The organism is Mycoplasma sp. AC157, assembly GCF_054343415.1.
The window spans coordinates 24617-44902 of the sequence record NZ_JBTGVE010000006.1 but is presented as its reverse complement, the minus strand read 5'-3'; the positions used below and the strand labels follow the sequence as shown (position 1 = coordinate 44902).

The 20286-nt window shown below is 24.4% G+C and carries 20 protein-coding genes; 7 read left to right on the top strand and 13 right to left on the bottom strand.

Annotated features, from left to right (window positions below; all coding sequences use genetic code 4):
• Positions 1-3: 3 nt before the first annotated feature.
• A complete protein-coding gene (locus tag ACXX84_RS01735) occupies positions 4-489 on the top strand; it encodes an MPN499 family protein (RefSeq protein WP_436358712.1) in 486 nt (161 codons plus the stop codon).
• Here ACXX84_RS01735 and ACXX84_RS01730 read toward each other — a convergent pair.
• From ACXX84_RS01730 to ACXX84_RS01715, 4 genes are all read right to left on the bottom strand, one after another.
• Positions 486-1109 carry a signal peptidase II gene (locus ACXX84_RS01730; protein ID WP_458561100.1) on the bottom strand — a complete coding sequence of 208 codons (624 nt, stop codon included), beginning with the start codon at positions 1107-1109 and terminating at the stop codon, positions 486-488. The genes ACXX84_RS01735 and ACXX84_RS01730 overlap by 4 nt on opposite strands.
• A gap of 31 nt (positions 1110-1140) precedes the next feature.
• Positions 1141-3813, bottom strand: coding sequence for an isoleucine--tRNA ligase (gene ileS, locus ACXX84_RS01725; RefSeq protein ID WP_458572782.1), 2673 nt, complete (start codon positions 3811-3813; stop codon positions 1141-1143).
• 295 nt (positions 3814-4108) lie between these two features.
• Positions 4109-6157, bottom strand: coding sequence for a heavy metal translocating P-type ATPase (locus ACXX84_RS01720; protein WP_458572781.1), 2049 nt, complete (start codon positions 6155-6157; stop codon positions 4109-4111).
• Entirely contained in the window at positions 6138-6341 is a 204-nt protein-coding gene (locus ACXX84_RS01715; protein ID WP_436358708.1) for a heavy-metal-associated domain-containing protein, read from the bottom strand. Before ACXX84_RS01715 ends, ACXX84_RS01720 begins: the two co-directional genes overlap by 20 nt.
• Positions 6342-6560: 219 nt before the next feature.
• Between ACXX84_RS01715 and ACXX84_RS01710 the strand changes: the two genes are divergently transcribed.
• From ACXX84_RS01710 to ACXX84_RS01700, 3 genes are all read left to right on the top strand, one after another.
• Positions 6561-6836 (top strand): hypothetical protein, encoded by a 276-nt coding sequence (locus tag ACXX84_RS01710; protein WP_458560491.1) that lies wholly within the window; start codon positions 6561-6563, stop codon positions 6834-6836.
• A gap of 108 nt (positions 6837-6944) precedes the next feature.
• Complete coding sequence (lepA, locus tag ACXX84_RS01705; protein ID WP_458572780.1) at positions 6945-8747, top strand: translation elongation factor 4; 1803 nt, start codon at positions 6945-6947, stop codon at positions 8745-8747.
• Positions 8747-9613, top strand: coding sequence for an MSC_0882 family membrane protein (locus tag ACXX84_RS01700; RefSeq protein ID WP_458572779.1), 867 nt, complete (start codon positions 8747-8749; stop codon positions 9611-9613). The genes lepA and ACXX84_RS01700 overlap by 1 nt, the downstream gene beginning before the upstream one ends.
• 35 nt (positions 9614-9648) lie before the next feature.
• Here ACXX84_RS01700 and ACXX84_RS01695 read toward each other — a convergent pair whose 3' ends face one another.
• Positions 9649-10125, bottom strand: coding sequence for a hypothetical protein (locus ACXX84_RS01695; RefSeq protein WP_458572778.1), 477 nt, complete (start codon positions 10123-10125; stop codon positions 9649-9651).
• A 135-nt stretch (positions 10126-10260) separates the two neighbouring features.
• Here ACXX84_RS01695 and ACXX84_RS01690 point away from each other — a divergent pair, with 135 nt between their 5' ends.
• Positions 10261-11253 (top strand): Eco57I restriction-modification methylase domain-containing protein, encoded by a 993-nt coding sequence (locus ACXX84_RS01690; RefSeq protein WP_458572777.1) that lies wholly within the window; start codon positions 10261-10263, stop codon positions 11251-11253.
• Positions 11243-12157, top strand: a complete 915-nt coding sequence (locus ACXX84_RS01685; RefSeq protein WP_458572776.1) for a hypothetical protein — start codon at positions 11243-11245, stop codon at positions 12155-12157. Before ACXX84_RS01690 ends, ACXX84_RS01685 begins: the two co-directional genes overlap by 11 nt.
• A gap of 123 nt (positions 12158-12280) precedes the next feature.
• On the opposite strand, the gene ACXX84_RS01680 is transcribed toward ACXX84_RS01685, so the two are convergent.
• From ACXX84_RS01680 to ACXX84_RS01645, 8 genes are all read right to left on the bottom strand, one after another.
• On the bottom strand, positions 12281-12634 hold the full coding sequence (locus ACXX84_RS01680; RefSeq protein WP_436358703.1) for a hypothetical protein: 354 nt from the start codon (positions 12632-12634) through the stop codon (positions 12281-12283).
• A gap of 19 nt (positions 12635-12653) precedes the next feature.
• Positions 12654-13571 (bottom strand): DUF4231 domain-containing protein, encoded by a 918-nt coding sequence (locus tag ACXX84_RS01675; protein ID WP_436358702.1) that lies wholly within the window; start codon positions 13569-13571, stop codon positions 12654-12656.
• Position 13572: 1 nt separating this feature from the next.
• Positions 13573-14094: a hypothetical protein gene (locus tag ACXX84_RS01670; protein ID WP_436358701.1), complete on the bottom strand. Its 522-nt coding sequence runs from the start codon at positions 14092-14094 to the stop codon at positions 13573-13575.
• Positions 14087-14323 (bottom strand): sigma factor-like helix-turn-helix DNA-binding protein, encoded by a 237-nt coding sequence (locus ACXX84_RS01665; RefSeq protein WP_436358700.1) that lies wholly within the window; start codon positions 14321-14323, stop codon positions 14087-14089. Before ACXX84_RS01665 ends, ACXX84_RS01670 begins: the two co-directional genes overlap by 8 nt.
• Complete coding sequence (gene ftsY, locus ACXX84_RS01660; protein WP_436358699.1) at positions 14316-15407, bottom strand: signal recognition particle-docking protein FtsY; 1092 nt, start codon at positions 15405-15407, stop codon at positions 14316-14318. The genes ACXX84_RS01665 and ftsY overlap by 8 nt, the downstream gene beginning before the upstream one ends.
• 66 nt (positions 15408-15473) lie before the next feature.
• A complete protein-coding gene (locus tag ACXX84_RS01655; protein WP_436358698.1) occupies positions 15474-15791 on the bottom strand; it encodes a thioredoxin family protein in 318 nt (105 codons plus the stop codon).
• Positions 15792-15809: 18 nt separating this feature from the next.
• Positions 15810-16616, bottom strand: a complete 807-nt coding sequence (locus ACXX84_RS01650) for a hypothetical protein (protein ID WP_458560493.1) — start codon at positions 16614-16616, stop codon at positions 15810-15812.
• Positions 16606-18267, bottom strand: a complete 1662-nt coding sequence (locus ACXX84_RS01645) for a ribonuclease J (protein WP_436358696.1) — start codon at positions 18265-18267, stop codon at positions 16606-16608. The genes ACXX84_RS01650 and ACXX84_RS01645 overlap by 11 nt, the downstream gene beginning before the upstream one ends.
• Before the next feature lie 194 nt (positions 18268-18461).
• Here ACXX84_RS01645 and ACXX84_RS01640 point away from each other — a divergent pair, with 194 nt between their 5' ends.
• On the top strand, positions 18462-20258 hold the full coding sequence (locus ACXX84_RS01640; protein WP_458572775.1) for an LppA-related lipoprotein: 1797 nt from the start codon (positions 18462-18464) through the stop codon (positions 20256-20258).
• The last annotated feature ends 28 nt before the right edge of the window (positions 20259-20286 follow it).

Here is a 20286-nt window from a genome sequence, read left to right as displayed (position 1 = left end):
ATTATGAAACAACAATCTTTAGAAAGAATAAAAGTGAATCAAACAGAGCAAGGTTTTTGACTTGTTCCTTCAATATTTAAATTATTTACTCCTAAATCTCGTAATTTTGTAATTAAATTTTCAAAATCATTAGAAGATTTAATTGAACAAAATAAATTACTAAATAGAGAAATAAAGTTTTCTTTTAATGGTGATAAGAATTTTATACTTTTTAATAAGTTAATAAAGCAGAGAGAATGGGATTTTGAACTCCCTGCTAATAAAATAAATAAAATGAAAGAAGATGACTATATAGATTATGAAGTTATACCCAATTTAAAAATAAGATTTAATTTTAAAACAATAAATAATATTTATAAAGGTAACATATTTTTTGTATCTAATGAATATTTTCAAGAATTTTATAATAAAAACAAAACAAGTGATAATGATATATTGATATTAGAATGGACGAATTGAGATTTTAATATAATAAAAAACCCAGATTAGTTTTCTGGGTTTTCTTTTTCTTCTGATTTGTTTGAATCTAAAGTTTGGTTTTCTCCACTATTACTATTGTTTGTAAAATCATTTTTATTATTAATATTTTTTTTCTTGTTAAAGTAAGGTTCAATTAAGCTTGTGTAAAGTAAAATTATAGTTGAACCTATGGAACCAATTACGATAAAGGTATCAGCAAAGTTGAATGTTCCGTTATCGTGTCATGGTAAGAATAAAATATCTTTAACTCCATTTTGATTTATAAAACGGTCAAGCATATTTCCAAAAGTTCCTGCTCATAAAAATCCTAAAAATACTAATGTGTAATATTTTTTAGAAAAAACCATAAAATAAGGAACAACAATAACAATTAATAAACTGAAAATATGGATTAACGTAAAACCTAAATATTTATTTAATCCTGAAGTTACACCTCTATGTAATAAAGGTCTAAAACCAATAAAACCATAATTATAAAGGGTTTTTCCATCAATTCATTCAGCTCTTTCTTGAAAATATTGATGTTCAAAAATAAGATTTTTAGTTAATTGATCAATTAGTGTTAAAACTAATAAAACACCAAAAGTAATAAGTGCATTAATTATTAATCTTTTTTTATTAAAACTCAAAATTTTTGTTTTTCAATTCTTGAAAAAAATGTTAATTTTGTCCATCTTTTAAAACCTCAAAACATCTTAAACATATGTCATCTTTAATTTGAGTCATTTCAAAGTGATTTCAACATCTTTGACATTTTAATGAATCAAAAGCAGTAACTTTAGTTTCATTTGCAAATTCCACTGTACCAACCATTAAGAGTTTAACTAAGTTAATTTTTTTAATAAATTCACTGTCTGTTTTTATATAAACTTTAGCTTCATTTTGTCTTTTGATAGCTCCATTTTTAATTTGTTCTTCAATTAATTTATATATTTCATCTTTAAGTGTAAAGAACTCTTTTCACTCTTGATCTATTTGTTCATCAATTTTTTTCTCTTTTAAAAAGTCTTCTAAGTGAATTGAAATTTGTTTATTTTCTTTTTTAAAGAAAGAATAAGCTTCTTCGGTTGTTGTTGGTAAAATAGGAGCTAAAGAAATTAAAAGTAATTGAGTTAAGTTGTAAAGGTTTTTTTGAATCATTAATCTTTCTGGCGAATTTTTTTTATCTGCATATAAACTATCTTTAGTTATAGAAAGATAAAATCCAGAAAAATCAATAATGAAATTATTTATTTCTTTTACAACCAACAAGAATCTAAAGTCATTATAGTGCTTAATAATTTCATTATTTAACTTATTAATTTTATTAGCAATAAATTCATGTATTCCTTCAAGTTGAATATTGTCAATTTTTTCATAATCAAAATCATTAATATTTCCAAGTAAAAATCTAATTGTATTTCTTATTTTTCTGTATATTTCTATGTTTTGTTCAAAAATTTTAGTTGAATAAGAAATATCATCAGAATATTCGCTGTTGGAAACTCAAAGTCTTAAAACATCAGTTCCGTGTTTGTTAATTAGGTCAATTGGTTCAACTCCATTACCAAGAGATTTAGACATTTTTTGTCCTTTTTCATCAACAATAAATCCGTGTGAAAGCAGTTCTTTATATGGAGCAGTTCCTCTATAAACTACTGAATTAATTAAAGAAGAGTTAAATCAACCACGATATTGATCTGAACCTTCAAAGTATAAATCAAAAGGTTTTGTTGTTCCTTCTATTTCTACTCCTATAGAAGTAGAACCAGAATCAAATCAAACATCCATAATATCTTTTTCTTTTGTTCAACCTAAATTTCTATATTTTTCAGGTAAAAGATCATCAACTTCTTTTTCATATCAAACATCGCTTCCGTTTTGTTTGACTAAATTAATTACATAGTCAAAAATTTCTTCGTTAATCACAGGATCTCTGTTTTTATCATAGAAAATTGTGATTGGAACTCCTCAAGTTCTTTGTCTGGAAATTGTTCATTCAGCACGATTTTCAATCATTTTTGATAAACGTTTTTTACCTCATTCATTGAAGAATTTAACTTCATCAATAGCTTCTAAAATTTTATTTTTAAATTTATCAATTGAAACAAATCATTGTGGTGTTCCTCTAAATATAATAGGTTTTTTAGTTCTTCAATCATGTGGATATGAGTGTTTTATAAATTGTAATTTTAATAATTCACCTTTTGATTCTAAAAACATTCCTATTTCTTTATTAGCGTCTTCATAGAACATTCCTTCATATTGTTCTGCTTCTTTATTTAGAGTTCCATCATCAGCAACGTGCATTATCATATCTAGATTTTCTTTTTTACCAATTAAGAAGTCATCTTCACCAAATAAAGGAGCCATATGAACAAGACCAGTACCTGCTGTGATTTCTACGTGATGTCCTAAAACCACTTTACCAGTTAAATCTCTTTTTATAGGTCTTATGTATTCTGCTCCATATAATTCTTTCCCTTTTGTAGTTTCAAGAATTTTATATGATTCTCATTTAAACTCTGCTGCAAGTTTTTCAACCAATTCAGTTGCTACTATATAAATTTTTTCTTGTACTTGAACTCTAGAATAATCAAAATCTTGCCCAATAGCAACACCTGAGTTAGCAATTAAAGTTCAAGGAGTTGTTGTTCAAATAATTAGATTATCATTTTCTTTTATAAAGGAATTTCCCTTTGTAACAAGATAACTAACATAAATTGAAGGAGATCTGTGTTCTGCATATTCTACTTCAGCTTCAGCTAAAGCTGTTTGGCTTGAAGGTGATCAATATACTGGTTTTAATCCTTTTCTTAATAAACCATCTAAAGCCATTTTTTTAAGTAATTCAAGTTGTTTTGCTTCAAATTCAGGTCTTAATGTTATATAAATTTCTTTAAAATCACTAAGCATTTGTAATTTTTGCATTTGATTTTTTTGATTTTCTATTTGCTCTAAAGCATATTTTTTTGATTCTTTTCTAAGTTCTAAAATAGAAAAATCTTTTTGATTTTTATTCAAATTCTGTAGCATTTTTAACTCAATAGGTAGACCATGAGTATCTCAACCATTTACAAAAGGTGAGTAGAAACCACTCATACTTTTATATCTAACTATAATATCTTTAATAATTTTATTTAGAGCATGTCCTAAATGGATGTTTCCATTTGCATAAGGTGGACCATCGTGTAAAACATATTGTGGTTTACCTTTATTTTTCTTTAAAACTTGTTGGTAAATTTCTTTTTCGAGTCAGAATTGTCTGTATTTTTTTTCTTTTTCAACTAAATTTGCCTTCATTTCAAAATCTGTTTGAGGCATATTTAAAGTATCTTTATATTGTTTTTCCATAACTACTCCTTTTTAAATAAAATAAAAATCTGCATTCAAGGACTAACGTACCACCTTGAATCAGATTCTCTTTTTTGTTCGTTTCGTGAACCAAACGCCTTGTTAGGTCTCGGAAGTGATATTCAAAGGATCCAGATTGACTTGCACCAACCGTCAATTCTCTAGTGCTTTAACTCTTTGAACGTGTCTTCGTCATCGATATTCTATTATTTTTAAATTATATAAAAAAAATAGAAAAAATTCATTTTTTTGTTTTTAAATTATTGTTTATTTACAATTTTTATCCAAATATAAATTATTCAACAATAGTTTTGAGTTTTTTAGATGTATGTCTTTTAAAGTATAGTGTATTTACTAAAAGTAAAATATTGGAAAGAATCATTATAAGAGCAGCTATTCAAGGAAAAATTAATCCACTAATAGCTAAAGGAATTGCAAGTGAATTAAATAAGAAAGCTCAAATAAAATTCATTTTGATAACCATTAATGTTTTTTTAGCTAAATAAATTGCTTGATAAACAGCATATAATTCATTAGTCATTAATGAAATATCGGCTGTACTATTTACCAAATCAGACCCACTTGCAAAAGCAATTCCTAAATCTGCTTGTTTAATAGCTAAAATATCATTTAGGCCATCTCCAACAAAGATAGTTTCACCTTTTTCTTTGTATTCACTTATTAATTTGAGTTTATCTTCTGGTTGCAATTGTCCGTAAAATTCCTTTATATTCAACTCAGATGCAATTTGTTTTACAACTTCTTTATTATCTCCAGAAGCAATAACTACTTCTAATCCGAGTTTATGAAATTTTTCTATTATTTTTTTAGCATCTTGCTTGATTTGATCACCAAGAGCATAAACAAAAACTATTTTATTGTCCTTTGAAAGAACAACATAACTATATGCTTCAAAAGAATTGATTTTTACTTCGTCAATAAAACCTTTTTCTAACATTTTTTTATAAGATCCAAGTTCGTATTGACTTTGTTCAAATTCACCTATGATTCCATATCCCGGAATCTCTTTTTCATTAGAAATAGAAACGGGATTAAATTTTTTATAATTAGTTATAACTTGAGATAAAGGGTGGTGAGATTTGCTAGCTAAACTTTGAGCAATTGTTTCAAAATTGCTATCTCCAAAAACTTTAACAATTTCAGGTTTTCCTTTTGTTAATGTTCCTGTTTTGTCAAAAATTAGGTATTTTGCTTTTTTAAGTTTTTCATAAACATCAGCAGAAGAAAAGAGAATTTTATTTTTTGTTGCAAGTCCGCTTGCAGAATAAATAGCAGCAGGAGCCGCAATTCCAAAAGCACAAGGACAAGCTATAACAACAACAGTTACGCCAATTTTTATTCCATAATAAATTGGTTGTAGATCTTTTTCTAAATAAGAAGGTCAATACTTAGAATCAATTAGATATAAAGAAATTGTTCAAGCAAGAAAACTTATAAGAGCAATTGATAAAATAACAGGAATAAAATATTTAACTATTACATCAGCTAATCTCTGTATTTTCGAAGTTGAATCAACTATATTTTCAAGTTTATCAATGATTTTAGCAAGAGTAGATTCTCTTGCTGTTTTTTGTACTTGAATTTTTAGTGAAGCAGTTAAATTGATAGCACCAGAAACCACAAAATCCCCTGGTTGCACGGTTTTTGGTAAAGGTTCACCATTAATTGCTGCCATATCTAACTCAGAAGTATTTTCTAAAATTATTCCATCAATAGGCACGTTTTGCCCTTTTGGTAAAATGATGACATCACCTACTTTTAAAGTACTTGTTGATACTTTTTTAGTTGTTCCATCTTCTAAAACAAGCATTGAATAGCGATTTTGTAATTTTAATAATTCTTTAATTCCTATACTTGATTTTCTCATTAATTTATTTTCTAAATAGTGTCCAATGGACACAAAAAGAAGCAAAGCAGAAGGAACCTCTCAAAAATACATTTCTATTTTGTAGTATCCACCATCTTTAGAAAATAAAGTATATAAAGTCATTATTAATGAGTAAAAATAAGATATATGAACCCCGATTGCAATTAAAAGGTTCATATTCATTACACCTTTAAATAGTCTTACATAGTTTTTGAAGTATTCTACAGAAACTACAAAAACTATAAAGGTTGCAAGAATCCCTAAAACTATAAAAACTCAATTTTGTTGATTATTATAAATAATTTCGTGTTTATTGTTAATTGCACCAATTATATTAGTTAAAATAACTAAGAAAAAAGGGATAAAGATGATAATTTGAATTACCATATTGTTAAATGGGGTTCAAATTCATCTTAAAAATTTTGACCAAAATTTTTTAGTATGGTTCAGCATCATATCCAGCCTGTTTTGCTAATTTTATAATTAATTCATCTGGATAAAGTTCATCATCTGCATCTACTTTTAACATTTTATCCATTAAATTAAGTGAATATTTAATTTCAGGATATTGTTGAAACTGTTTATCAATATTTGATTTACATGATGCACATGAAACATTGATAGTAAAATATCTTGACATTTTTCCTCCTTGTTTTTATGAATAAATTTAAATTTATTTCGATTATATTATATAAACGCACTTAAAAATTTTTTATTTTTTTATGTTTTGAATAAAAAAAAGGCAAAATTTTGAGATTTTTTATTTTGTAGTGAATAATTTTATCTACAAAAAACAGAAAAAAATAAAAATAAATAATAAAAATGTTATAATTTTATATATTTAAATTAATGAGGTAATATGAAAAAAGAAATGACGTTAGAAGAAAAAGAAGTAAAACAAGAAAAATCTCAAAAAAAATCAAAAGAAAGTAGAAAAGCTAAAACAAGACAAGGAAGAAATAACAGATGACTTTGAGGAATTTTCTTAGGATTTGCATCTGCTGTATTTTTAGGTGCTTCTGTTTGACTAATTGTTCAAAAAGTGCAAAGAGATAATTCTGTAAATCCATCTGTTCCTACAACTCAAAGAATTCAAGATGATAAAAATAAAGACAATTCTAACAAAGAAGCATAAACTTCAACTAACAATCCAAGCACTACTACAACAAACTAATTTTTAGAACCTTAAGAAAAGGTTCTTTTTTAATATTTGTTTTATAAAAATATTGTAAAATTTATAAATATGAAGAAAGAGAATATAAGAAATTTTTGTATAATTGCACACATTGATCATGGAAAATCAACATTAGCTGATAGAATACTAGAATTAACTGGTGCTGTTGCTAAAAGGGAATTAAAAACTCAACATTTAGATTCAATGGACTTGGAAAAAGAAAGAGGAATTACAATAAAATTAAACGCTGTACAACTAAAGTACAAGGATTTTACTTTTCATTTGATTGATACTCCTGGTCATGTTGATTTTACTTATGAAGTTTCTAGATCGTTAGCAGCAACAGAAGGAGCTTTACTTCTTGTTGATGCTACGCAAGGAATAGAAGTTCAAACATTAGCTAATGTATATTTGGCAATTGATAATAATTTAGAAATAATTCCAATAATTAATAAGGTTGACTTACCTTCTGCTGATCCAGAAAGAGTAAAAAAGGAAATTGAAAATGTTATTGGAATCCCTGCTGATGAAAGTGTGCTTATTTCCGCTAAAACTGGTCAAAATATTGATCAAGTTTTAGAAGCAATAATTAGTAAAATTCCTGCACCTAAAGAAGCAGATGATAATAAACCTTTAAAAGCTTTAATTTTTGATTCTTATTTTGATCCATATAAAGGCGTTGTTCTTTTAGTAAGAATTGTAGAAGGAAAAATTAGAGTCGGAGATAATTTCTTTTTATTTTCTTCAGGAAAAAAATTCCACGTGGTTGAATTAGGAGTTAGAACCCCTGCTGAATTAAAAAAGGAAGAATTAGTTTCTGGTGAAGTTGGTTGAATTGCTGCTTCTATTAGAGATGCTAAAGATATTTCTGTAGGAGACACCATTACTTTAGTTGATAATCCAGCAGATAGTGCTTTACCTGGTTATAAAAAACTAAAACCTGTTGTTTATACAGGGTTTTATCCAATAGATGGAAAGGATTACGATTTATTAAAAGAGTCTTTAGAAAAAATTTCTTTATCAGATTCTTCAATAACATTTGAACCAGAATCCTCAAAAGCCCTTGGTTTTGGTTATAGAATTGGATTTCTTGGAATGCTTCATATGGAAATATTACAAGAAAGATTAGAAAGAGAATTTAATATCGATTTAATAGCTACTGCTCCTTCAGTGGAATTCCATGTGTATAAAACTGATGGTTCAATGGAAATTATCGCTAATCCTTCTAATTTACCTGATCCAACATTTATTTCAAAAATCGAAGAACCTTATATTAAAGCATCAATTATAGTTCCTGAAAATTATGTAGGTTCTATTATGGAATTATCACAAAATAAAAGAGGAACTTATGTTGATATTGAATTTATAGATGCCAATAGAAGAAGAGTTATTTATGAATTACCTTTAGTAGAAATAATTTTTGATTTTTTTGATAAATTAAAATCTATTTCTAAAGGTTATGCTTCTTTTGAATATGAATTAATTGGATATAGAGAATCAAATTTAGTTAAACTAGACATCCTTTTAAATGGAGATAAAGTCGATGCTCTTTCAATGATCGTACACAAAGATTTTGCTTATAATAAAGGAAGAGAACTAACTGAAAAGTTAAAAGAAGTTATTCCACGTCAATCCTTTGAAGTTCCTGTTCAAGCAGTAATTGGTTCAAAGGTAATTGCTAGAGAAACAATAAAAGCTTATAGAAAAGATGTTACAGCAAAATTATATGGTGGAGATCCGACCAGAAGACAAAAACTTCTAAAAAAACAAAAAGAAGGAAAAAAACGTATGAAAGCAATTGGTTCTGTAGAAGTACCACAAGAAGCATTTTTAGCAATTTTAAAAACTGACAACAATGGTGGTAAAAAATAATGAAAATAACACCATTAAATAATACTGAAACCGTTAGATTTACTCATTTTAAAGTTGCAGAAACAGAGAAAAGACAGTTAAAATATAAAAACAGTTATAAAGATCCTGAAAATGTAATTCCCACAGGTGCTTATAAAATTTTCGCTCTTGAAAACAAAATAATACTATCTATGATTTTATTTTATTCAATAATGATATTAATAATTTCTATTTTAATAACACTTATTGCAACAAATAGTTTTAAAGCAATGAAAATTGTTGATAGAGATTATAGTTGAAGTTGATTGATTATTCCTGTTGGTTTATTATCATATTCTTTTTTTAAATTTATAATGAAGTTAATTGAATTTTCTTCTATTAAAAAAGCTTTAAAATTTTATAGAATAGAATTAGAAAAAAATACACAAGCTATTCCTACATTTATAGCTCAGCTGTATAAAAAACTAATAAAACAACAAATTCATCACAATTGATTTTTAGTGTTTTCTATTTTTTATATGGGAATTTTTACCTTATTTATATGATATTTTAAAGATAAAAATTATCACGATATATTTTTAAATTTTAAAGCTTGAATTAGTGCTTTAAGTCCTAATCCACAATTACTTTCAATAATTCTTTCTTTAATTATTTTGGGAAACATAGTTATTTGAGCAACATTAACAATAGCTAGAAAAAAAAGAACAAATGATATACAAGATTATTTTGGTTATCAAATAGTTAAAGATACAGAAATTGATCAAATGAAGATTAAAATGAACAAAGGATATTTAAAATTATTTTTCTTATCTATTGCAATCATTTTAATTCTTCCTATAATTACCTTATTAATAGTAAAAAGAATAATCTTAAAAAGAAAAAAATAAAGGAAATTCCTTTATTTTTATTTTATTTGTTTTATTTAGAACACAAAAAGAAAATCGAAGAAGCTTGAATTTTTCTTAGCTCATTTTAAATATCTTTCGTGTTTATCAAGTTGCTCAATTGCATCTAATGCAGCATAATATTTACTTAATGTAGAAATTCTTATTGATTTGTTTTTAGATAATGAAAGTTGAATTTCTTCATCTCCTGCTTTTTTTCCTAGTTGTTTTAAAGCTTTTTTATTATTAACAAAATTAACTATAAAAAATATCAATAAAATTATAGATATTAAAATTGTTATTGATGAAATAATTGAATATGCTACTTTATATGAATTTTGTCTTTCTAAAGGAAGAACAGCATAAATTATTCCGTGAAAAATTGAAAACAATGCAAATAATATAAAAGGCAATCAAAACATAAAGAAGTTTTCTCTAGAAGCATAACCAATAACTTTTTTAATTTTTGTTTCTTTAATTGTAAGTTCAACTTGAGTATTTTCTTTATTTTTCATATCACTCCTATTTGTTTTGTAATAAAATTACTAAATAATTATAATACAAAAAATGTTTTTATAAAAGAACTGAAAAATTTCTTATTTATACAAATAACTATTTCCAAATTTAAAATTTTATTATAAAATTATTTTATGACACAAAGTTATAAAAAGAAAAGTTTAGGGCAATATTTTACTCAAAAAAATAGTTGATTAAAAAAACAGGTTTTAGATTTTATAAAATTAAGCAATAGACAAAATATTTATGATCCTTTTGCTGGTCATGGAGATATTTTTTCAACTTTAAAAGAATGGGGTTATTGCAAATTTATAGGTTTGGATATAGATAATAAATTAGAATATGAAATTAATGATAGTTTGTTATTTATTCCTTATAAAAAAGATTCCATTATTGTTACAAATCCACCATATTTAGCTAAAAATTCAGCTACTAGAATGAAAATTGATTATTTCAAATATTTTTCAAATAATAATTATGATGATTTATATTTAATAGCTCTCGAAAAAATGTTAGAAGCTAATGATTATGTTGTTGCAATTATTCCTGAATCTTTTTTACATTCTAATTTTAAATTTTTTAATAAATTAAAATTAGTTACAATTATTGAAGAGAATCCTTTTGTAGATACAGAAGTTCCTATTTGTGTTGTTTGTTTTGATTCAAAAGAAAAAGATTTAGCAAAAATAGATATTTATAAAGGAGAAAAAAAAGTTTGAAATTTAAAAGAATTTTTTAATTTTAAATTTAAACCTAATAAAAAAATAAATATTGAATTCAATAATCAACAGGGGTGGTTAGGACTTAGGGCTATTGATAGCACTAATAAAAATAACTTAATTAAGTTTGCGTTTAAAGAGAATATAGATTATGATTGAAAAAATAAAATATCAACTTCTTCAAGGCATATTAGTTTAATAAAAATAGATATACAAGAAAGAAAAAAAGAAAAATTTATTGAATTGTGTAATTTAAGATTAAATTATATTAGAGAAAAAACTAATGATTTAATTTTAACAGCGTTTAAAGGAAATAGAAAAGACGGAATTAGAAGAAGGAGACTTGATTTTAAATTAGCAAGATGAATAATGGAAGAGTGTTATAAGGAAATAGAAAATGATTGATAATTTAAAATTATTAGAAATTTGTTCTTTAGAGAAAAATAAAGAAAAAATAGAAAATTGATATTCACATACTGAAGTTAATCCAAAAATAGATGAATATTTAAAAATTAATAAACAAATTAGCAAAACATTAAAAAATATAAAAACATTTAAATCACAAAAATATTATCAGGAACTTTTAAGTTTAGTAAATGATTATTACGGAACAAAAAATGAATTTAATTGTTTTTTAGCCGCTTGTGATATAAGTGCTAAAAATAAAGAATTAAATATTAATTCCATAAAAATAATTGTAGATATGTATTTAAAGAAAAGAAATGTGGAACAAACACAAGATCGTCATTTTGTTCAAGCACTAATTGATAAAGGTTCACAAAGAGCAGTATCGAATAAAGCGGAAAAGAAATTAATTTATTACTTAAATAAATTTAGTTATACTCAAAGTAATAATATAAAGGAATTTTTAGATTCAAATAATCTAAAAACTTGAATTAAATTTAGTAAAAAATATTTTACAATTGATTTATTAAATCAAAATTTAGGTTATACAATCGATTTTGGTGGTCAAGGAAAAATGTTGGATCTTGCTTTTAAATTCAAAGAAAAAATTTTTGTTTTAGAAGCAAAGCATCTTAAAGATTCTGGTGGTGCTCAAGATAAACAAATGAGAGAATTGATTTACAATATTTCTGTAGATAATCCACATGAAAATTTATATATAATTTCTTTTTTAGATGGATCATATTCTAATATGCTTCTTGATGAATTTTTAACTAAATTAGAAGAACAAAAAGACACAAAAATAATAAATCAAATAAAAGAAATAGTTCAAATTTTAAAAACAAACAAAAGAAGCTATTGATTAAATACATCTGGATTTATAAAATTTCTAGAAGAATTAAATTAATTTTTTATTTTTTTATTAAATGAAGTAAAAAAAATAAAATTTTGTTTTTAATTCATTATAAAAATTAAAAAAGCTAGCAGTAAAATGTTAGCTTTTTTAAGAAATGAATATATCATAAAAAAATTATTTTTCTTTATATAATCATAAAGGATTTTGTTTTACTTTAAAATATACATAAATTTCTAAACTATAAAAGGAAACAGAAAGAATATAAATTAAAGTAGAAAATAATGTTAAGAAAACAGCAACAGATAAAGAAAAATGGTTATTGAATAATTGATAAATTACATTCACTAAACCACCTAATGAAGCAAAAACATAAGTGTTATAAGTTAGTAAATTGAATTTTTCTATTTTACCTCATACATGAGTTTTTCTAAATGTTTTATAAGGTTTTTTAATTCTGTTATATAAAATTGCAGCAGATGCTATATTTCATAAAAAGAAAATTATAATTTGAATTATCGGTAATCACATATTTTAATTATATTAAATTTTATAATAATTCTCCATAATTTGATATAGATTCAATTCATTCATTTAGATTTTCAATTGGAACTGTTTTAAATTCTTCTAATTTTTTTTCTAACTCTTTAATATCACTATTAATTTTTTCTCTTTTTTCTCCAAAGGCAAAAAAGGAAGAAATAGAAGTAAGTAAGGTTGTTAAAGCAGATGCTAAAGTTATTTCTAGTAAGTAATAAATTGATTTTTCTGTTCCTTTTATGTCAGGAAATTGATTAAATCTTAATGAGTATAAGTTGAATACAATCATTAAGGAAGTCATAACTATTACTAAAATATTAAGTAATAAAAATAAATAGTATGAAATTATAAATTTTCTTTTATATTTGTTTCTTGTTTTATTTACAAGTTGTAATAATTCCTTTTCTTCCATATTTTCTAGGTTTTTTAATACATATTTTTTATGTGTTTGACTTGCGAGAATAGTTTCTGAAGATACATCACTTTCTCTATCTAAATAGTTTCATTTTAATATTAAAAATAATCTTTTTAAAAGGATTTCTCCTTTATGCTTGTTTTTTTTGTACAGACCAAGATTAGCATCATAAAGAGCTTTTTCTAGTTTGATAGTAGTAAGAGCTTTTTTATTTTTTTTATATTTTGCTTGCATTGCAAAGAAAGAAATAATAGATGTTATGAAACTACCTGAAGCAGATAATCAAGCAATTATAATTGCATAGTTATTTCTAAATTCGCTGTTTGTGAATTGTTCTGGCAATACCGGTCTAAATCTTTCTCCTACTCCGGCTAAAAAATAAGCAGTAAGCATAGAACTTAAAAAGACCAAAATAAAAGTCACAAAAGTTAATGTAAAGAAAAGAAATCTTAATACAAAAACTTTGGAAAAAAGAATATTATATATTTTCTTGTATTTTTTTTCAATTTCCATATTAGTTTACCTTCTTCAATAGAGTTGATTTTAATTCTTTTTTTAGACTTTTTTTGTTTCTGTTAATTAGTATAGGTTCAACTAACTCTAATTCTTTCTTAAATTGTTCAATGGTATATTCTTCATCTTGTGATTCATATTTTATGAGTAAATAAGTTAACTGTCTTTGGACTTTTTTATATTGATTGTAGTGAAAAGAAGTTTTAAATATAGCTAAAAATAAACTTAGGAAAAAGATGGTGATAAGAAATACAACAAAAATCGCAGTATATGAAAGAGTTTTTAAAATTTCAATTCATTGACTTTTTGAAGTTATGTGTCTTCCTATCTCTGAATTATCTTTAACTAACTCAGTGGCAGCATAGTCTAAATAGATAATAGCGCTAATTATAGAGTAAATATTTAAGATAATAATTAATGCTGAAAAAGCAATGTTTGCTCAAAAATATATTTTTGATATTTTTTTCAAACTTTTTATCTTATTTTCTATATGTTTTATTATTTTTACATTAGGTTTAAACATCTATTTCTCCTTTCTCTATTTCTTTATAAAATTTAGTTAATTTAGTTTTTGTTTTTTTCAATGAATCAAAAACTGCACTTCTTGTTGTGGCACAAATTTCTGCAATTTCTGCCAATGAAAGATCTTCAAAATAAAAAAGCTGGAAAATTTGTTTTTGATTTTGTGTTAATAATGAAGAATATTTATCGAATAATTTAATTAATAAATCTCTATCTTCGATATTACTCATTGCTTTCCTTATTCATAAAGTCTTTAGTTAAAGCATAAATAAATGCATCTAAATCAAACTCTTCTAAATCTTCCATTTTTTCACCAAGACCTATTAATTTAACATCTAAATCAAGTTTTTCCTTTATGGAAAGAATTATTCCACCTTTACTTGTACCGTCCATTTTAGTTAAAACAATACCAGAAATAGGGGTTACTTCTTTAAAGTGCATAGCTTGAGAAATTCCGTTTTGACCTGTAGTTGCATCAATAACTAATAAAGATTCATGAGGTGCTTCCGGTATTCTTTTTTGAATAATGTTATTAATTTTAGCAAGTTCATTCATTAAATTAACTTTATTTTGTAATCTTCCGGCTGTATCTATTATTAATAAATCATAGTTTTCAGCAATCGCTTTATCTAAAGACCTATAAACTATTGAAGCAGGATCGTGTTCATTTGGATTAGGCATAATAATATCCGCTCCTGCTCTTTGTGCTCAAATAGATAATTGTTCTACGGCAGCAGCTCTAAAAGTGTCACCAGCAGCAACTAAAACTTTTTTATTTTGGTCACAATATTTTTTTGCTATTTTGGAAATAGATGTTGTTTTTCCTGAACCGTTAACACCAACCATTAAAATAATATTTAAACGGTTTTCTTCGATGTTTAGTTGAGTGTTAATTATTGAATTATTGGCATAAATTGTGTAAATTTTGTCAGCAATAATTTCACCTATTAATTTAGGATCACTAAGATTTTCTCTTTTTACTTCTTTTTTTATTTCATAAATAATCACTTCAACAAGCGAATAAGAAATGTCAGACATAATAAGAATTTCTTCTAATTCTTCAAACATTTCTTCATCAATTTTTTTATAAGAATTTTGTAAATTTATAATTTTTTCAGTTAAAGAAACATTGGATTTTTTTAAACCAGCAACGTATCTTTCTACTTTGTCTTCTTTAATTATTTTCTTTTCTAAATCTTTTTCAATTTTCTTTTCTAATTTTTCTTTTTTCTTTTCTAATTCAAGTTCTTTAAGTTTTTCTTTATCTTCTTTTGAACCGAATAATCTTGTTTTTAGTTTTTCAAAAAATTTCATAATTATAATTATAAATGTTTATAAAAAAAATTCTAAAATATAAATAAAAAAAGTACCTTCAGGTACTTATTTTAGAGCGTTTTCAATTCACTCAATTAAGACTTCTTTTGGAAAATATTCAAATCCTTTGTTTAAAATTTTTCCATCTTTTAAAACAAGGTGAGTAGGAACTCTTAAAACTTCAAAACGAGTTCCTTCTTTTCTAAATAATTGTGCTTCTTCAGCATCAACATTAATCATTTTTAAACCTGAGTTTTCATCAAAGTGATCTGCAACTTTTTGCACCACTGGTGCCATCATTTTACAGTCTCCACATCAAGTTGTTGTAAATTCTAAATAAACAACTCCGTTTTCAATGTGTTTTTGAGCTTCTTCTCAACTCATTTTTTTTATTTCCATATATTAATCAAAAGGATTTTCAAAAGGTAAAGTCTCATTTAAGTCTAAATTATTTTTAGATGGGTTATCTTTATTTTCATCAATTACTTTCTGATTGTCATAAGTTTCTTGATGTTGCTTAACACTAACTTCATCTTTTGAAATTCCTTCTTTATCCTCCGTTGATTCTTGATTTATTTTTTTCTTTTTAAATTTTACTATTTTTTCTTCATTTTTTTCATTTTTCTTAATTTTGGGCATTTTTTTCATAAAAATCAATATTTTTACCAATAAGTAAGTTATAAATGCTACAAGAGGAACAAGAATAACCCCTATTACTGAAGTGGTGGATTTTAGTACAGAATAAAGAAAAATATTGATAAATCCCAAGTGATTTAAATTTGGTAAAGATGAATTTACTTTTTCAGGAGCTAAAGTATTTCATCACTCTTGAAAATTGTGATTTCAAACATTAGCACCCACACTAAAATAGAAATTGCCTTCATATTGCACAACTTCAAGCACTATAAAAGAAACAAACATATTTACAAAAATTAAAAATAAACTAATTAAAAACAAGTCTATTTTGAAATTTTTAATAAATATAATTTTAGGCGTACTTAGTTTTATTATGCACAAAATAAAAACTATTAAAAAGTAAGAATATGCTAAATTTCCAAATAAAAGACCAATAGTGTAAGAATAAATAGTAGTTAAACCTTTGATATTTAAAAATGCAAAAACAATTAGTGCTAAGTGAATAATTATGATAATAAATCAAAGAAATTTATTTTCTAAAATTTTTTCAACATTTCTGTTTTTAAATTTCATAAAACACCACAACAATGATTGGTTCCTTATCAAAAATTTTGAAAATTTTCTTTTTAATTATTTTTTTAATTTTTTCTTGTAAATCTTTTAAAACTATTTTTTCTGCATCTAAAAAAGATTGATAAAAAGCAGAAGTTATTATTTCATGAATTATATTTTTGTTTTCTTTAGAAATAATTCCAGAAGAATTTATTTGTAAATCACCTTGAAGTTTTTTGGTTTTATATTCCACTAAACTGGTTATTGTTATGATTCCATCACGGGCAAGAGTTTCTCTTTCTTTTATTACTTCAGAAGAAATATCTCCAATTCCAAAACCATCTATAATTACTTCACCAACTTGTTTTAGGGTTCCTTTTTGTGAAAATAAGTTTCCATCAATAAAAGTTGCTATTTTTCCATTTTGTAAAATTATAGAATTACTTTTATTAACTCCAGCAAGTGCTGCTATTTCAGATGCAACCACAAGATATCTATAAAGTCCTTGTAAAGGGATAAAGTATTTAGGTTTCAAACTGGAAACAGTTTGGAAAATATCTTCTCTTGCGGGTCTTATTCTATAATATTCATTTTCTGTAATATCTACAACTTTAGGGGTAATTCTTGCAATTTCATCTAAAGTCATAGCATAAAGAACTTCTAAACCATTTAATGGTGGTGCAATCATAATTACTGTATCAGTGCTTAATAATTTAAAAAATACATCGTTATTTTCTGTAATTCTTAAGAATCTTTGATACAGTCTTTCACTTGTAGAGGTGATTAATACAACAGCATTTTTATGATTATTAACTTCTTTATAGTCGATAAATTTAGGTAATTTTAAAAATTGACCTTCATATTTTATTTTTTTAATAAGATCTACAAGTTGTCCGTATGTTCTACCATAAACAGCAACAGGTCTATCATATTTTTTAGCTAAATCTAAAATTTCTTGTAAAAGGGCCATTTCTTCATCAAATGAACCAATAACAATTCTAGAATTTTGATCAGTTTTGAAAAAAATATTTTCAATAGATGGAGTCACATCTATTTTATCAATGGCTTTTCCTTTATAATTAGCTCTTCCAGAATCAATTAATAAAGTGTGAATTCCTTTTGGAGATTCAATTGATGATTTAATATAATCTAAATTTGTAGTTCCATATATATTTAAAGATCCAACAACAAAATTAAGCATCACAACAATAGATCCATCTTCTGTTTCAAAGTTGTATCCATAAACTCCAGGCATTGATCCAGCAAGTGGAATAGATTTAACTATTGCATCATTACAGTCGATTTTTTCATTTGTTATTGAAATAACTTCAAAATCTGTGTGTCCTATTTTATACTTTGAAATCCTGTCTAAAATTAAAAATTTAGTAAAAGGTGAACAAAATATTTTTAAACCTTTTATTTTCATCAATAATCAAGGGATTGCTGAAAAAGATTCATTTTTCCCATCTGTAATGAATATTCCTTTAATTTTGTCTTTGTTTTGTTCTAAATAGGTAAAATCAGGGATTAAAGTATCTACACCATTAGTTGAACTTATAGGAACCTTTGCTCCTGCATTAACTAGAAAAATAGAGTTGTTTACTTCAATAACATAGGAGTTTTTTCCATTTTCATCTAATCCCCCTAAACCAAAAATGCTAATTTTTGCCATTTTTTCCTTTCTTTTCATTATTAATTATTAATTTAATAAAAACATCTTGTAATTTCTTTTTTAAATTATACTTTTTTTTATTGAAAAAGTAAGATAATAATGAATTTTATATAAAAGATTATCTAATTCTTTTTATTTTAAAAGAAATTTGTCAAATTTTATAAATTTAAAATAAAAAGTGTTATATTTAAAATATGATAAAAAAGAAAAATAAATTAATAAATTTAGTTTTAGCAACATCAATAGTTACAACATCTATTGTTGCTGTTTCCTGTAAAAAAGAGCAAAATGAATCTGATATTTCACCATTCACTCCAATTAAAGTAATTTCATATGATGTTAATGATTTAAAGTTTAAAAATGTTAAAGAAACTTCTGTTGAAATTGAAGTAGGTTTTAATTTAAATGTTGAAAAAGATGTAACTTTTTCTTTTGTTCTTAAAAATTTAGATACTTCCGAAACAAGAGAATATTACGTAACTCCAAAAGCAATTGAAAACAAAAGAGAGTTTAAAATTGAAAATCTTGAAGAAAATACAAATTATAAATTAATTTCAATCGGTGCAAATAAACCTAATTCTGATATTTCTATATCAATTTCCCCTATAAAAGAAGAAATAAATACAATTTTTAGAACAAAAAATAGCAAAATTTTAGATGAAAATGAGCAAGAAATAATGAAATCAATTGACCAACTTGGTAATTCATTAAATGTAATTGATTTTTATAAAACCTACGATTCATCTTCATTTTATGAAAGATTCAAAAATAACGATACAGAAAGTTTAAGTTCTAGCATAAGTTTACCTTATGATATTAGACATAAATTTTCTAAAATTATAGCTACTTTTTCTAAAGAAATTAGTGATGTAAAAAATAATGTAGGAATAATAGATAATGTTAAAATTTCCTTTTATACAGAAAAAAACAACAAAAAAGATATTTTTGTTTCTTTAAAAGGTTTTAGTTATTTTCAAAACAAAAATACAGAAAAAGACACTGAAAAAGAAAACTTTTTAAGAGCAAAAGAATTGTCAGCAGAAATAAAAGAACTTTATCCTTCATTAATAGCAAGTTTATTACTTTATAACGAAAATAGAGAGAGTTTTCAAGATATAGAAAATCAACCGAAAAGTGAAAATGAAACGATACTAAATTATGAATTTTTAGTTTCTGGCACAAATGCAAAAGACTTATTTAGAAATCCTAAAATTAAACTAAATCCTTCATTAATAACAAAATTTTTAGAAAGAAATATAGAAAATAATAATAATCCAAAATTTCATTATGAAGTTTTAGGTGTTAAAGCAGATGATTTAGCAGGAACATTAGATATAGAAGTTGGAATTTACAATAGAGATGAAGAAGAAGTTAATGCAAGTGTTCCAAGGTATTTAAAAATATTTAGTTTTTCAGGATTAAGAAAACATAACATAAATGAAAAAGGCAATGTTGATAATGAATTATTTAATTTCAGTATAAATAAAGAAAAATTTAGTGAATATTTGTCTAAATTGAAAGTTAAATCACTTTTAGAAGAAGAATCTAAAAATCTAAATAATACAAAAACCAAAGTCAATGTTAATTCATTAATTAAAAATGCTAATTTATTTGAAAGAATCAAAAATTACGTAATTAATAATTTACTAGTAAAAATTAAAGATAGTAATTCTTCTAAAACTTATGAGTGAAAATATGACTTTTTACCTTTAAATTCATTAATTTCAAGAAACGATCGTTTAACTGCTTATCCTTTTGTAACCATTATAAATAATTCTAATTTTGACAACATTAATTTTTATTTAAATAAAAAAGAAAATAATGAATACGAACTAAGTCTTGAATTAAATGCACAATTTCCTTTATATAAAGCAGAAAGAATACAGGACATTAATTCCTTTGATTCATTTTCTGATAAAAATCTGGTCTATACAGGAGAAATATTTAAAGTAAATATTGATGAATTAAAGTCAACTAATAAAAGTAAATAGAAAAATACAAAAAGTTTAATTGAAAAAG